The sequence below is a fragment of the Pedobacter planticolens genome (assembly GCF_014172375.1).
GTDB lineage: Bacteria > Bacteroidota > Bacteroidia > Sphingobacteriales > Sphingobacteriaceae > Pedobacter > Pedobacter planticolens.
Map to the genome: position 1 here is coordinate 1,115,180 of NZ_WNXD01000002.1, position 14,895 is coordinate 1,130,074.

General features: G+C 34.9%; 12 protein-coding genes. 6 read left to right on the forward strand and 6 right to left on the reverse strand.

From position 1 onward, the window contains the following. The first annotated feature begins 120 nt into the window (after positions 1-120). A complete protein-coding gene (locus GM921_RS17580) occupies positions 121-2,421 on the forward strand; it encodes a helix-turn-helix domain-containing protein (protein WP_182923184.1) in 2,301 nt (766 codons plus the stop codon). On the opposite strand, the gene GM921_RS13625 is transcribed toward GM921_RS17580, so the two are convergent. Next, the gene (locus GM921_RS13625) at positions 2,404-2,856 is read right to left on the reverse strand and encodes a hypothetical protein (protein ID WP_182923185.1); all 453 of its coding nucleotides are present in this window, start codon (positions 2,854-2,856) and stop codon (positions 2,404-2,406) included. The genes GM921_RS17580 and GM921_RS13625 overlap by 18 nt on opposite strands. 3 nt (positions 2,857-2,859) lie before the next feature. Next, positions 2,860-3,642, reverse strand: coding sequence for a diaminopimelate epimerase (gene dapF / locus GM921_RS13630; protein WP_182923186.1), 783 nt, complete (start codon positions 3,640-3,642; stop codon positions 2,860-2,862). 175 nt (positions 3,643-3,817) lie between these two features. Here dapF and GM921_RS13635 point away from each other — a divergent pair, with 175 nt between their 5' ends. The 4 genes from GM921_RS13635 (at position 3,818) to GM921_RS13650 (ending at position 9,590) form a co-directional block, all read left to right on the forward strand. Continuing rightward, on the forward strand, positions 3,818-5,371 hold the full coding sequence (locus GM921_RS13635) for a trypsin-like peptidase domain-containing protein (RefSeq protein ID WP_182923187.1): 1,554 nt from the start codon (positions 3,818-3,820) through the stop codon (positions 5,369-5,371). 667 nt (positions 5,372-6,038) lie between these two features. Continuing rightward, entirely contained in the window at positions 6,039-6,713 is a 675-nt protein-coding gene (locus GM921_RS13640; RefSeq protein WP_182923188.1) for a succinate dehydrogenase cytochrome b subunit, read from the forward strand. Between the two features lie 30 nt (positions 6,714-6,743). Continuing rightward, positions 6,744-8,723: a fumarate reductase/succinate dehydrogenase flavoprotein subunit gene (locus tag GM921_RS13645; RefSeq protein ID WP_182923189.1), complete on the forward strand. Its 1,980-nt coding sequence runs from the start codon at positions 6,744-6,746 to the stop codon at positions 8,721-8,723. A gap of 96 nt (positions 8,724-8,819) precedes the next feature. After that, complete coding sequence (locus GM921_RS13650; protein WP_182923190.1) at positions 8,820-9,590, forward strand: succinate dehydrogenase/fumarate reductase iron-sulfur subunit; 771 nt, start codon at positions 8,820-8,822, stop codon at positions 9,588-9,590. Positions 9,591-9,774: 184 nt separating this feature from the next. On the opposite strand, the gene GM921_RS17525 is transcribed toward GM921_RS13650, so the two are convergent. The 4 genes from GM921_RS17525 to GM921_RS13670 are packed head-to-tail and all read right to left on the reverse strand — an operon-like array spanning position 9,775 to position 13,321. Continuing rightward, complete coding sequence (locus tag GM921_RS17525) at positions 9,775-10,572, reverse strand: energy transducer TonB (protein WP_182923191.1); 798 nt, start codon at positions 10,570-10,572, stop codon at positions 9,775-9,777. A 26-nt stretch (positions 10,573-10,598) separates the two neighbouring features. Then, positions 10,599-10,955, reverse strand: coding sequence for a TonB-dependent receptor plug domain-containing protein (locus tag GM921_RS13660; protein ID WP_182923192.1), 357 nt, complete (start codon positions 10,953-10,955; stop codon positions 10,599-10,601). A 12-nt stretch (positions 10,956-10,967) separates the two neighbouring features. Beyond that, positions 10,968-12,947 (reverse strand): TonB family protein, encoded by a 1,980-nt coding sequence (locus tag GM921_RS13665; RefSeq protein ID WP_182923193.1) that lies wholly within the window; start codon positions 12,945-12,947, stop codon positions 10,968-10,970. Further along, a complete protein-coding gene (locus tag GM921_RS13670; protein WP_182923194.1) occupies positions 12,944-13,321 on the reverse strand; it encodes a BlaI/MecI/CopY family transcriptional regulator in 378 nt (125 codons plus the stop codon). The genes GM921_RS13665 and GM921_RS13670 overlap by 4 nt, the downstream gene beginning before the upstream one ends. 165 nt (positions 13,322-13,486) lie before the next feature. Here GM921_RS13670 and GM921_RS13675 point away from each other — a divergent pair, with 165 nt between their 5' ends. After that, on the forward strand, positions 13,487-14,890 hold the full coding sequence (locus tag GM921_RS13675; RefSeq protein WP_182923195.1) for an MBL fold metallo-hydrolase RNA specificity domain-containing protein: 1,404 nt from the start codon (positions 13,487-13,489) through the stop codon (positions 14,888-14,890). Positions 14,891-14,895 lie beyond the last annotated feature (5 nt).

Below are 14,895 nucleotides of genomic sequence, written 5' to 3' on the forward strand. Positions count from 1 at the left end.
AGTAAACAGATGGAATAATGAATTATCTTAAATCTGTGTTTAACTGTTTGCATCTGTGGCTGATATTTACATTTGCAAAACGAAAAATGTATATTGAGCGACCTGTGATTTATTAATAAAATGCTACAACCCATAGAAGAATTAGAACCCGCCCACCTTGCTGCTAAATTTATTAATTTAACATCGAGACATATTTTTTTAACGGGTAAAGCCGGTACAGGTAAAACCACATTTCTTAGAAATCTAATTTCCTTAACCCATAAAAAAGCTGTAATTGTTGCCCCAACAGGTATAGCAGCTATCAACGCGGCTGGTGTAACTATTCATTCGCTTTTTCAATTGCCGTTTGGCACTTTTTTGCCAAAGGTTGTGCCGACTACAACTGTTACAGAATATCAACATTACCATACGCCGAAATCTATTGTGAAGCATTTGAATATGAATGCAACTAAGCGTCGTATTCTGTTGGATTTAGAATTACTAATTATTGATGAAGTAAGTATGCTGCGGGCGGATTTGCTGGATGCAATTGATATGGTTTTACGCTATATCCGTAAAAATAATTCGGCAAGTTTTGGCGGCGTGCAAGTGCTGTTTATTGGTGATTTGCATCAGCTACCGCCAGTGGTTAAGAATAACGAATGGGGTTTGTTGAGTGCCTTTTATAAGAGTGCTTTTTTCTTTGACGCGTTGGTGTTGGAAAAAAATCCGCCAGTTTATATAGAGTTAGAGAAAATTTATCGCCAAGCAGATGAAACATTTATTCATTTATTAAATAATCTGCGCAATAATCAGGTTACTGAGCAAGACATCGCTCTGCTAAAAACCTATTACAAAGAAAATTATCAGCCGGTGCTGACTGATAATTATATCACTTTAACTACGCACAATAGCAAAGCTGATACATTAAATAAAAACAGCTTAACTAAGTTGGATAGTAAGTCGTTTTTGTACCACGCTACTATTGAAAAAGAATTTAGTGAGAGTGCTTATCCCGCCGAAAAAACTTTAGAACTAAAAATTGGTGCGCAAGTGATGTTTATTAAAAATGATCCAACTGGCGAACAACGATTTTTTAATGGAAAAATAGCTGTGGTTACTAAATTAAGTAATGATAGTATTGAAGTACAAGTTGATGGTTCGAAACAAAACTTAGTAGTTGAAAAATATACTTGGAAAAACATTAAATACAACACCAATAAAACAACGAATGAAATTGAGGAAGAAATTGCAGGAACTTTTACGCAGTTTCCATTAAAATTAGCTTGGGCTATTACAGTTCATAAAAGTCAGGGTTTAACTTTTGATAAGGCAATTATTGATATTGGCGATGCCTTTGCACCAGGACAAATTTATGTGGCGCTCTCGCGTTTACGCTCTATGGATGGTTTGGTGCTTACTTCGTTAATTTCAGGCAAGGGAATTAGGCAAGACCAAAATGTAACTTTTTTTGCTAGAACAAAAGAACAGCAGGAAGATTTGATCGTTCAAATTAAAAAGGAAAGCGATGCGTTTTTAAGGCATTCGTTGCTGCAAAGTTTCAATTTTACAGTATTGGATAATTATGTTTTTGAACATGTTTTTAGTTATACAAAAGATGAAAAAAGATCCACAAAGCAAACGCATTTAGCTTGGGCGGTAAAACTGCAACAAGATTTAATGGCGTTAAAAGTAAATGCCGATAAATTTTTAAAACAGATAGAGCGTTTGTTTATCATCGGCAACGCCGAAAGTTTAAACTTACTTTTAGAAAGAACAGAAGCGGCGGTTAACTATTTTAATCCGCAATTAGCACAAATGAGTGATTCTATTTTTGAGTTAATAGAAGTTGTTAAAACTGAAAAGCAGACCAAAGAATATTTAGCGGAATTGTTAGCCATGGAAGCTATGTTTTATGAGCAATTTAAAAGAATTCTTAAAGCAAAATCGATGCTGGCTGCAGCAAATAAAGGTGTCGAATTAACTAAGGAAGAGGTTTTGGCTTTGTACACAAGTGCAAAAAGAGAAGAACAGGTTAAAACGGCGTATACTTTGCCAAATAAAAAGGAATTTAATCCGACTGAAGAAGATGAATACGGTAAGCCAAGGGCGATAAGAAAACCCAAAACACCAGCTGCACCTAAAGAAGATACAAAAGAAATTACGTTGGCATTATTTAAAGAAGGTAAAACATTAGCAGAAATAGCAACAGAACGTAAAATGACACAAAGTACAATTGAAGGGCATTTAGCGCATTTTGTTGCAAAGCAAGAAGTAAAAGCAAACGAGCTTATTTCTGAAAAGAAATTGACAGAAATTATGGGTGCTATAGTTAAACTGAAATCAATTAGAATGAATGATATTCGTGAGCATTTAGGTAAATCTTATGCTTTTGGAGAAATAAAAATTGCGATAGCTGCTTATTTAGCGGAGGGGAATTAAAAAACTATGCTCATTAATTGTTGCTTTTGTTGGCACATATATAGCGTATAAAAACATAACTATAAAGCATAATGCCATATTAATAATGAATAATTTCCATACTAATTTTATAGTTTTTTCTTCTAATTTAAAAAGATAATTATCTTCTTCTTTCCCATGTTTAGTAATTTTAAAGGCAGAGAATAATATTAGATATACTACCGCCATATAAATAGCTAAACAAATCCATATCAAACCCTTATTTATTCCTAAATGATTAAAAAATGGTGATCCTATCACCAAGCTGATTGCACAATTTATTGTAGTAATAAAAAGGAATAAAGTAAGACCAATTATCGAAGAAACTAAAATGGGTGTTGCACTGCTATAACCACCATCCTTTTTAAGAAAATAATTAAAAAGAACTTCATAGAACCTACTTATTGATTTTTTCATCATTTATACGCTCAATTCTCCCTCAAAAACTTGTTCTGCTGGGCCACATAAAAACACATTAGTAAATTTCGAGCCATCGTAATCAAAGTTAATTTGCAATTTGCCGCCTAAAACTTCAATAGGAGTTTCAATATGCCCTGGTTGTTTTTGTTGTGCCATTGCCATTGCTACAGCAGTTACGCCTGTGCCACATGCATAGGTTTCATCTTCTACGCCACGTTCAAAAGTGCGCACAAATAAGTGATCGCCTTTATCCTCCACAAAATTTACATTAATGCCATTCAGTTTATACGTATCGTTATTGCGAATATTTTTACCAGTAGTAAATACATCAAGCGCAGCTAAATTTTTAACTTCTTCTACATAATGAGGAGAACCAGTATTTAACACAAAAGCACTTCCATCAGCTTTAATTGTATCAACATCAATCATTTGTAACTCAACCCAATTGCCTTCTGCTGTAATTTTGGCGTAATGAGGGCCATCAACTGCCAAAAAATTAGTTTCATTTTCAATAGCACCTAAAAATTTGGCAAATGCAACAATGCAACGACCACCATTTCCGCACATGCTGCCTACATTGCCATCGGCATTGTAATACACCATTTCGAAATCGTAATCCTTATGTTGTGTTAAGAACATTAAACCATCAGCACCAATGCCAAAACGACGATCACAAAGTTGTGCTATGAGTTTATTATCGATATTTTTTAACTCACTAACGCGATGATCTATTAAAATAAAATCGTTCCCTGCACCTTGATATTTATAGAATTTTATGTTCATTATTTCTTCATTTAAGCATGTAATATTTGCCAGCATTAAGTGTCAAATCAATGGTTAAATTTGATTTAACATTTTTTAACACAAAATTAGATGTGTTTAGTATACAAATATCGTTTATATGGTATTAAATTTGAGTAAATCATTCGTAAAAAAGAATAATAATTATATATATACAATGAAAAAAATAGGATTAATAGTGTTGGCTGCATTTTTAGGAGGTGCAGTTGCAATTGGCGCTTATAAACTATTAGAGCGCAACAACGATAACTTTTCATTAGCCGAGAAGCAGAATTTGATGTTTGCCAATAACCCAATTAAAGTGGGGTCATCTGGCGCAGTAGATTTTGTGCAGGCGGCTGCGGCAGTTTCGCCAGCCGTAGTACACATTAAAACCACATACGGTTCAAAAGTTACATCTGATGAAGGAAGTGGTGGAGATATGTCTGACATGTTCGATCAGCTTTTTAGAGGTGGAGGTGGTTCAAGGTCAAGAGTGCCAAGGGCAGCTTCGGGTTCTGGTGTAATTTTAACGGCTGATGGCTATATCGTAACCAATAATCACGTAGTAGATAATGCTGATAAAATTGAAGTTATCTTATCAAATAGACGTAAAGTAATGGCAAAAGTGATTGGTAAAGATGCCAACACAGATTTAGCTTTAATTAAGATTGATGTAACTGGTTTGCCTTTTGTTAAAATGGGTAACTCTGATAATGTACAAGTTGGCGAGTGGGTTTTGGCCGTAGGTTTCCCTTTAGATTTACAAACTACTGTAACGGCAGGTATCGTGAGTGCAAAAGCACGCAATATTGGTATTTTAAACCGTGAACAACAACAACCAACCCGAGAAGAGTACGAAGAATATCAAAGAACAGGTAAAATACCAGATCGCCCGGCAAATAACGCTATCGAATCTTATATTCAAACAGATGCGGCAATTAACCCAGGTAATAGCGGTGGTGCTTTAGTGAATACAAATGGAGAATTAGTTGGTATTAATGCCGCAATTGCTTCTCAAACTGGCACCAATGAAGGGTATGGCTTTGCAATTCCAATTAACTTGGCTAAAAAGATTTTAGAAGATTTTAAAGAATATGGCGCTGTAAAACGTGGTTATATCGGTGTAACTTTTCAGGCTTTAGATGCTGATGCAGCTGAACGTTTAAAAATAAAAGACATTAATGGTTTGTATGTAAGTAGTGTACTTCCTGGTGGTGGTGCGGCATCTGCTGGATTAAAAGAGGGTGATATCATTAAAAAAGTTGAGGGTGTAGAAATTTATGACTCACCAGATTTACAAGAAAAAATTGGTCGTATGCGCCCAGGCGATAAAGTTGCTTTAACTGTTTTGAAAACAGATGGTTCTACCAAGAATGTAACCGTAACTTTAAAACCAGAAAGCACAGTTAGCTTAGCATCGGCAAAAACAGTAGAGAGTAAGTCTACTGGAGCAACAATTAGCAAATTGGGAGCAAGTTTTGCACCAGCATCAGCAGCGGTAAAAGCTAAATTCGGAGTTAAAGATGGTGTTGTGGTAACCAATGTAGAGCAAGGAAAATTGTTCGATTATTGGGATGTGAGTAAAGGCTTATTAATTACAAAAGTAAATGGCAAGCCAGTAAATAGCGCAGCTGATATTGAAAAAGCATTGCCAACATCTCCAAATGGTAAAACTACCATTTCTGGTTTTAATGAAAACGGTGGTTCATATACGTTTTCATTCAATTAAAAATTAATATTACATGTTATAACAATTAGGAGTGGTAATGCCACTCCTTTTTTATGCACTTATTTTAAGGTTAAGGCCTTCATTAGTCTTGTTTTTTTCAAGCGAAACTTGAGGTTAATTGTTTGTTATTTGCCTTGTCTTTGCGTTATAAAAACCTCGTTTTGCATCGTAAAAGCATAGTGGTTAAAACGCACTTAGTTCGGGGTTGGTTCGGGGTTAGTTCGGACTTATGACAATTGTATCCGAACCAAGTGCGACTGAAGCCCGAATTAAACTTGAGCCAATAGTTAAGCTGTTACGAACAGAGTATATTTCTTTATATTCTTTCCTAGAAGCATTAGCATTTTATATTAGTTGTTGTAACTTCTTTTTGTTCATTTATCTCATTCGTTAGTTGCAATTATCCTCTTTCAGTGTAAGAATTCTTTTCTATAAATGTTTATTTGTAGTCTGTAAATCCATGGCTTTCTTAATGAATTTTATTCGTCATTTAAACGTATGGATTTTCAGTCCATAGGAGTTAGTAGGTAAGAATTTCAGTGAATTTTTATCTCTTTTTTTTAGAACGTTTCTAAATAGCTTCTTTATTGCGTTTTTATACCTAGTATGTCTATTTTAAATCATATTTTAAATACTTTTGCACTAACTGAATAAAAAATAAAAGCTAATGGGTAGTATCACAAATGCTTTTTCCTCATCAATAGGAAAAAAACTAATAATGGGCATCACAGGCCTTTTTCTAATCTCGTTTTTAGTAGTACACTGTTTTCTAAATTCTTTTGTGTTTTTTGATAAGACAGGAGTTTTATTTAACGAAGGCGCTCATTTTATGGCAACCAACTGGATTATCCGTGCTATGGAAGTGGTATTAATGGCCGGTTTGTTATTGCACATTGTACAAGGAGCACGGTTAACATTCCAAAATCAGGCAGCAAGACCAGTTAAATATGCGTATAACGACGGCAATGCAAACAGTAAATGGTATTCTCGTTCAATGGGTTTGTTAGGTACTTTGTTATTGATTTTCTTAATCGTTCACTTATCACAATTCTGGGTTGTATCTCGCTTTACAGGTATTCCTACTATTGATGCAAACGGACATGAAGATTTATATGCAGTAATGAAAGAAACTTTCAGCAATGTTTGGTTTGTGGTTTTATATGTTTTATCAATGATTTCTTTAGGTTATCACTTATTACATGGTTTCGCTTCAACTTTTCAAACCTTAGGTTGGAATCATAAAAAATACACCCCACTTATTAAAGCAATTGGCGTTGGTTTTTCAATCATCGTACCATTACTTTTTGCAGCAATGCCAGTTTGGATCTATTTAGGTCTTTAAAATAATTTTGAACGAATAAAGCTATATATAATGTCAGCAATAAATTCAAATATACCAGAGGGAGATGTAACCACTAAATGGACGAAATTCAAATCGTCTGTGGCTTTGGTTAACCCTTCAAACAAAAGAACTTTAGAAGTAATTGTAGTAGGTTCTGGCTTAGCTGGAGCATCTGCAGCAGCAACTTTGGCCGAAATGGGTTACAAAGTAAAATGCTTCTGTTTTCAAGATTCACCACGTAGAGCACACTCTATTGCTGCACAAGGTGGAATAAACGCCGCCAAAAATTATCAAAATGATGGCGATAGCACGTATCGTTTATTTTATGATACCATTAAAGGTGGAGATTATCGCTCACGTGAGGCAAACGTATATCGTTTGGCTGAGGTAAGTGCAAATATCATCGATCAATGTGTGGCTCAAGGTGTTCCTTTAGCTCGAGAATATGGCGGTTTGTTAGATAACCGTTCATTTGGTGGTACACAAGTTCAACGTACTTTTTATGCAGCCGGACAAACTGGCCAACAGTTATTATTAGGTGCATATTCTGCTTTAGAACGTCAAATTGGAATGGGTAAAGTAGAAATGTTTACTCGCCATGAAATGCTTGAAGTAGTTAAAATTGACGGAAAAGCTCGCGGAATTATTGCTCGTAACTTAATTACTGGCGAATTAGAACGTCACTTCGGTCATGCAGTGGTTTTAGGAACAGGTGGTTACGGAAACGTATTCTATTTGTCTACCAATGCAATGGGAAGTAACGTAACTGCAGCTTGGAAAGCAAATAAACAAGGCGCATTTTTTGCAAATCCTTGTTACACTCAAATTCACCCAACATGTATTCCAGTTTCTGGAGATCATCAATCTAAATTAACTCTAATGTCTGAGTCGTTACGTAACGATGGACGTATTTGGGTTCCTAAAAAGAAAGACGATACACGTAAAGCATCAGAAATTCCAGAAGATGAAAGAGATTACTATTTAGAGCGTCGTTATCCTGCTTTTGGTAATTTGGTTCCTCGTGATGTGGCTTCTCGTGCTGCAAAAGAAAGATGTGATGCAGGTTATGGTGTAGGTTCTTCTAAATTAGCGGTTTACTTAGATTTTAAAGCAAATACAGAACGTTACGGCAGAATTGAAGCTTCTAAAGCGGGAAATCATCATCCTGATAAGGAAACTTGCATGCGTTTAGGTTTAGCTGTTATTAAAGAAAAATACGGTAACCTGTTCGATATGTATGCGCAGATTACTGGTGAAAATCCTTATGAAACTCCAATGCGTATTTATCCAGCAGTTCACTATACTATGGGCGGTTTATGGGTAGATTATAACTTGATGACAACCGTACCGGGTTTATATTGTGCAGGTGAGGCCAACTTCTCAGACCATGGAGCAAACCGTTTAGGTGCATCAGCTTTAATGCAAGGTTTGGCAGATGGTTATTTTGTTCTTCCTTACACTATCGGACAATATTTATCGAAAGAAATTTCGGTTAAAGCAATTCCAACAGATCATCCAGCATTTGCTGAAGCAGAAGCAAGAGCAAAAGGAATCTTAGATCACTTTATTAATATTAAAGGAACTAAATCTGTAGATCATTTCCACAAAAAATTAGGTTTAATTATGTGGGAAAAATGCGGAATGGCTCGTAATGCTGAAGGTTTAAAATCAGCGATTGCTGAAATACAACAATTGAAAAAAGATTTTTGGAGTGATGTTCGTGTACCAGGATCGGCAGATGAATATAATCCAGAATTAGAAAAAGCAGGCCGCGTTGCAGATTTTATCGAACTAGGAGAATTGATGTGTATGGATGCATTAAATCGTGAAGAAAGCTGCGGTGGTCACTTCCGTGAAGAGCACCAAACCGAAGAAGGAGAAGCATTGCGTGATGATGAAAATTTTGCTTACGTAGCCGCTTGGGAAAATAAAGGTGATGGAACTTTTGAACTTCACAAAGAAGAATTGAAATTCGAAAATATTAAAATAGCACAAAGAAGTTATAAATAGTATTTAGATGGGCAGTATTTAGTATTTAGATCTGGGCATATTCGCTATTCTATCTAACTACTAACTACTAATTACTAAATACCTAATCTCTATACAATGAGTACAGGAAATATGAACTTAACGCTAAAAGTTTGGCGTCAGAAGAACACACAAGACAAAGGGAAAATGGTTGACTACAAAGTTGCCGATATTTCTCCTGACATGTCTTTTTTAGAGATGTTCGATGTTTTAAACGAAGATTTAATTACCAAAGGTGATGACCCAATTGTATTTGATCACGATTGTCGCGAAGGAATTTGCGGGATGTGTTCAATGTTTATCAATGGTCGCCCTCACGGACCGAAAGATGCAGTAACAACTTGTCAGTTGCACATGCGTTCTTTTAAAGATGGAGATACGATTGTAGTTGAACCTTGGAGAGCAAAAGCGTTTCCAGTAATTAAAGATTTAACGGTTGATAGATCAGCATTTGATCGTGTAATTGCGGCTGGCGGATTTATTTCTGTAAATACAGGTAATGCGCAAGATGCTAACAATTTGCCAATTCCAAAATCGCAAGCAGATGCAGCTTTTGAGGCAGCGGCTTGTATTGGTTGTGGTGCATGTGTGGCAACGTGTAAAAATGCATCGGCTATGCTATTTGTTTCGGCTAAAATTTCTCAATTGGCTTTATTGCCACAAGGACAACCAGAACGTTATAAACGTGTACAAAATATGGTTGCACAAATGGATGCTGAAGGTTTTGGTAACTGTACAAATACTGGTGCTTGTGAAGCAGAATGCCCTAAAGGAATTTCTTTAGAGAACATTGCTCGTATGAATAGAGATTATTATTCGGCTAAATTTATCAGCGAAGAAGAAGGATAGGCTTTGTTCATTAGTTCATTGGCCATTAGGTATGCTGGCTAACAAATGACTATTGAACTGAATAATTTGTTTTTATCCTATAAAATTACTAGATTTAAATGTCCGAGACACAGGAGATTTAATAAACGAAAAACCCCGACCATTTGGCTGGGGTTTTTTGTGGAGTATAATCAATGGTTAACAATTATTTAGGGAGTTTAAATTTAACAGGAATATTGTATTTAACGCGTACTACTGTGCCATTTTGCATTCCAGGATTCCATCTTTTGCTTAAACTAAGTACTCTAACAGCTTCTTCATCAGTTCCTGACCCGAGTTTGCGATTTACCTTAATATCACTTAAGGAGCCATCTTTTTCAACAATAAAAGAAAGAGACACCATTCCTTCCACTTTGTTATCAATTGCAGCTTTAGGGTATTTCATGTTTTCTCCTAAAAATTGATAAAACTTTGCCATACCGCCTGGGTATGACGGTGGATTTTCCATGGATACAAAATTATAAACTGTATTTTCATTAACAGGACCAGTAGAATTATAAACTGGTGTAGCTACTTTAGGATTTGAGTCTTTACCAGGAATAGCGAACTTAACAGGAATATTGTATTTAACTCTAACCACTTTACCATTTTGCATTCCAGGATTCCATTTTTCAGATAATTTTAAAACTCTAACTGCTTCCTCATCTGTTCCGCCACCTAGTTTACGGTCAACTTTAATGTCGTTTAGCGATCCATCTTTTTCAACTGTAAAGGAAACAAAAACACTCCCTTGTACATTATTTTTTACGGCACTATCAGGGTACTTCATTGTTTTTCCTAAAAAGTCATAAAACTTGTCAAGACCACCTGGGTAAGTTGGAGGCGTTTCCATTGTAACGAAGTTGTAAACCGTGTTGTCTTCTACTGCTTGGGCTGCCGTTTTATTTTGGCAAAAGCCGAGCATTAACACCGCTATTAGCGATGAGAAAATTAATTTTTTCATGTGATTTTAGTTTTTAGGTATGGGATTTATTTGATTGTCTTCTTTGGTACGTAATCTTTAGTAGAGATAATAATTACTCCGTTTTTTGCTCTTTGTCCGTATAGCGCTGTAGCTGAGGCATCTTTTAAAATACTTATAGTGCTGATTTTATTTGGATCAATTCCTTTTATCCCAGCGTATTCGATGACTTCATCATTTAATACAACTAACGGATGATTTGTGTCTGCTTTATCAATAGCAACCCTACAGATAAACCCTGAGGCCGAAGTTACTGTTTTAACCGTGTCAGGCTTTGTCTTTGCTGAACCAGTTTCTTGAGCATTGGCTTGCTGAAATGAGCATACTAAAACTGTTAGTAACAACAAATAAATTAACTTTTTCATATGCGATTTAATTTAATTTCTATTGATAAGTGTTGCTGTTATTGAGCGAGGTTTTTGTTTTTTCGATGTAATAACTATAGCGCCATTTTCACCACTTTTTCCGTATAGAGCAATAGCATTACTTCCTTTTAGCACAGTAATTCTTTCTACTGTTTTAGGGTCAATATCTTTTAAAATACCCATCTCTTTTATTTCTCCATCTAAAACTACAAGAGGAGGGGTTTTATCGTCAGCATAACCTTTAAAGATAATATCTGTTTTAGCTTCTTGTTTTTCTGTTCCTAATGAAAACTTAATAGGGACGTTATATTTTACTCGAACTACTCTTCCATTTTGCATTCCAGGATTCCATCTTTTAGAGAGTTTTAAAACCCTAACTGCTTCTTCATCTGTGCCATAACCTAATTTTCGGTCTACTTTAATATTATTTAATGATCCATCTTTTTCTACTGTGAAAGAAACAAATACAGTACCTTGTATATCATTATCACCAGCTAATACTGGATATTTTATGTTTTCCCCTAAAAAGTTATAAAACTCATTAAGTCCTCCCGGATAACTTGGTGGAATCTCCATCGCCACAAAATTGTAAACTCTATTATCGGTAACTTCTTCTTTAGGTGCATAACCTGTTATAACTAGGTTTTGCAAAACAGTATATCCTTCTGTGTTTGTTGCGTCTTCATTTTTAAGTTGAGTATCTGTGCCATCAAGTTTAAAAGTTACTTTTAAGCAGTAATTACCATCTTTTTGAAAGAAGTCATCGTAATTAGCTATTTGCTGGGTAACTTCTTCATCGCAACCACCACCTAGTTCGTTTTGTACCACTAAATCGTTTACTTTACCACGACTAACTGTAAAATTAACTACTAAATTTCCTTGTATTTTTTTCTTAACAGCTTCGGCTGGATACTTTATGCCATCTCCTAAGAATTTGTAAAAACTATTCCATGAATTTGCCTTTTCTTTTTCTAAGTTATCGCCACTGGCTGAAGGAGAAATCACGTTACTTTTGGTTACCAGATCTTGCACCTGAACTTGATCTAATTTAACTGCGGATGTTGATGCTAAGTTTACCACGCTTAATGGAGCTTTTATTGCCTGATTTACCACTGAACTCGCATCATTTAAAGGTATTTGATCGGCTACTGCCAAAATCTGATTGTTTTTACGAATTGTGGCGGACGATAAAACAAGTGTTAATGCAAACAAGGGCACAAATAAACCATATTTTAAAATTGCGGTTTTCTTAGAGCGCTGTTTGTGCAGCATAAAAATTCTCTTTTTTATTAAGGATTTAGTGAAAAACCCATTCATTAATGTATTTGGTTTTACTCCAAAAGCTTGACTTAATAATAAAAGTGCATAGGTTTCTTTATCTCCCTGAAATTTAGCTGCGGCCTCATCAGCCAAATATTCGTGTATGTTTTTAACCGATTTTTTGTACAAATAAATAACCGGATTAAACCATGTAATTATTCCTAAAATCTCAAAAAAGATAACATCTAGGGTGTGTAATTGCTTTACATGAATGTCTTCATGCAAATCAACAGTAGCTCTTTCTGGTAAATTTTCGGCTACTGATTTTCGTTGAAAAAAAGAAAAGGCATCATTTGCACTAGCTCTGCTAAATAACAAGTTAATTGCTAACAACTGATAGATGAAGTATAGCAAATAGCAAAGTACACCAAAAATATAAATAATCACAATTAACCGCCCCCAATCGTATTGATCTTGTGTTTGCGGTAAAATGGCATAATTATTTACGACGGCATTTATCTCGCTTACGCTGATATATAGTTTATCGCTTACTACTTTTTCGCTAAATAGTTCGAACCTTAAAAAAGGTATAGCCAAAGAGAATAAGCCCGATGAAACAAGGTATATCCGATTTAATACAAAATAGGTTTCCTTATCTAAAAGTAGCTTGTAAAAACAATAAAATATAATCAAGTAAATGTTTACTTGTAAGAGATAATGCGCCCAACTCATTTTGGTTTGTTTTTAAATTTGTTGATCATTTTTAAAATTTCATCCACATCACTTAAATCCAATTTTTCTTCTTTTACAAAAAACGAGAACATGCTTTCTACAGAGTTTTCAAAATAATTACCTAATAATTTTTCTGTTGCATGGCGCTTGTATTCTTCGCGACTAATTAAAGGATGATATTTATGAGCTTTCCCAAAAGCTTCATGTCCAATAAATCCTTTAACTTCTAAAATTCTAATAATGGTAGATACCGTGTTGTAAGCAGGTTTAGGTTCTGGCAAATAATCCATTACTTCTTTTACGAATGAATTTTCTAGTTGCCATACAATTTGCATGATTTGTTCCTCTGCCTTTGTTAAATCTTTTATTTCCATGATAATTGTTGTTTTTATGGTGTTTGAGCGTTATTTTAAATATGTTAAACAATATTGAATGTCCTAACATATAAATAATTTAACATAAACTTAAAACTAATATTTTAGTTTACAAAACATTTCACTAATTATTTTCTATATTATTGAAAAATAAATCTCATCGGTATGAAAATAGCCTTTCATGGTGCAGCCCGTAACGTTACAGGTAGCAAACATTTAATTACGTTAAACAACGGAAAAAAAATATTATTGGATTGTGGCATGTTTCAAGGTATGGGCCAAGAAACCGATGAACTAAATAAAAACTTTGGCTTTAATGCAGCAGAAGTAGATATTTTAGTGCTTTCGCATGCGCATATAGATCACAGCGGATTAATTCCTCGATTAGTAGCGCAAGGTTTTAAAGGAGCGATTTATGGTACACCAGCCACTAAAGAATTAAGTAAAATATTGCTATTAGATTCTGCGAAAATACAGGCAGGCGATTTAAAATATAAAAATAAAAAACAGCAGCAACGTGGTTTGCCATTAGAAGAAGCTTTGTACGAGGAAGAAGATGTGCTACAAGCAATGGATTATTTTGTGGCAGTTGATTACCATACAGAAACAAAGTTGATAGATGGCGTAACAGTGCAATTTGTAGATGCTGGACATATTATTGGTAGTGCATCGGTGCATTTAACTATTGTTGAGGATGGAAAAACTACAAAATTGAGTTTTAGTGGCGATGTTGGTCAGTATGGTGATTTGCTATTAAAATCTCCGGAAGAATTTCCGCAAGCTGATTATGTTTTATTAGAATCTACCTATGGTGATAAATTGCACAAAGACGAGCAGCCAACTAAGGAAGCGTTATTGGCGGTAATTTTAAAAACCTGTGTACAGAAAAAAGGTAAAGTAATTATCCCAGCTTTTAGTGTGGGCAGAACGCAAGAGATTTTATATATTTTAAATAATTTAGGTTTAGAAGGAAAATTGCCCGATGTTAAGGTATATGTGGATAGTCCATTATCTGAAAAAGCTACACAAATTGTAGAAAGCCATTCGGAAGGATATAATCAGGAAGTTTTGGCGATTTTAAAAGTAGATGAGAACCCATTTGATTTTAAAAACCTACATTATGTAGAAGATGCGGAAGAATCTAAAGCGCTAAATTATAATCCAGATCCATGTATAATTATATCATCATCGGGCATGGCCGAAGCAGGAAGAGTAAAACATCACATTAAAAATAACATAAGCGATAGCAAGAATACAATTTTGATGGTTGGTTATTGCGAGCCTAATTCGTTAGGTGGTCGTTTAAAAAATGGTGCAAAGGAAGTAAGTATTTATGGCGAACAATTTCAAGTAATTGCCGAAGTACAAAGTATACAATCTATGAGTGCACATGGCGATTATGAAGATTTACTCCGATTTATGTCCTGCCAAGATCCTGCTAAGGTTAAAAAAGTATTTTTAGTGCATGGAGAATATGATGTGCAGCAAATATTTGCGCAAAAATTAATTGCTGCCAGATTTTTGAATATAGAAATTCCAGATAGGCACCAGGAGTTTGAGTTAACCTAAATCAA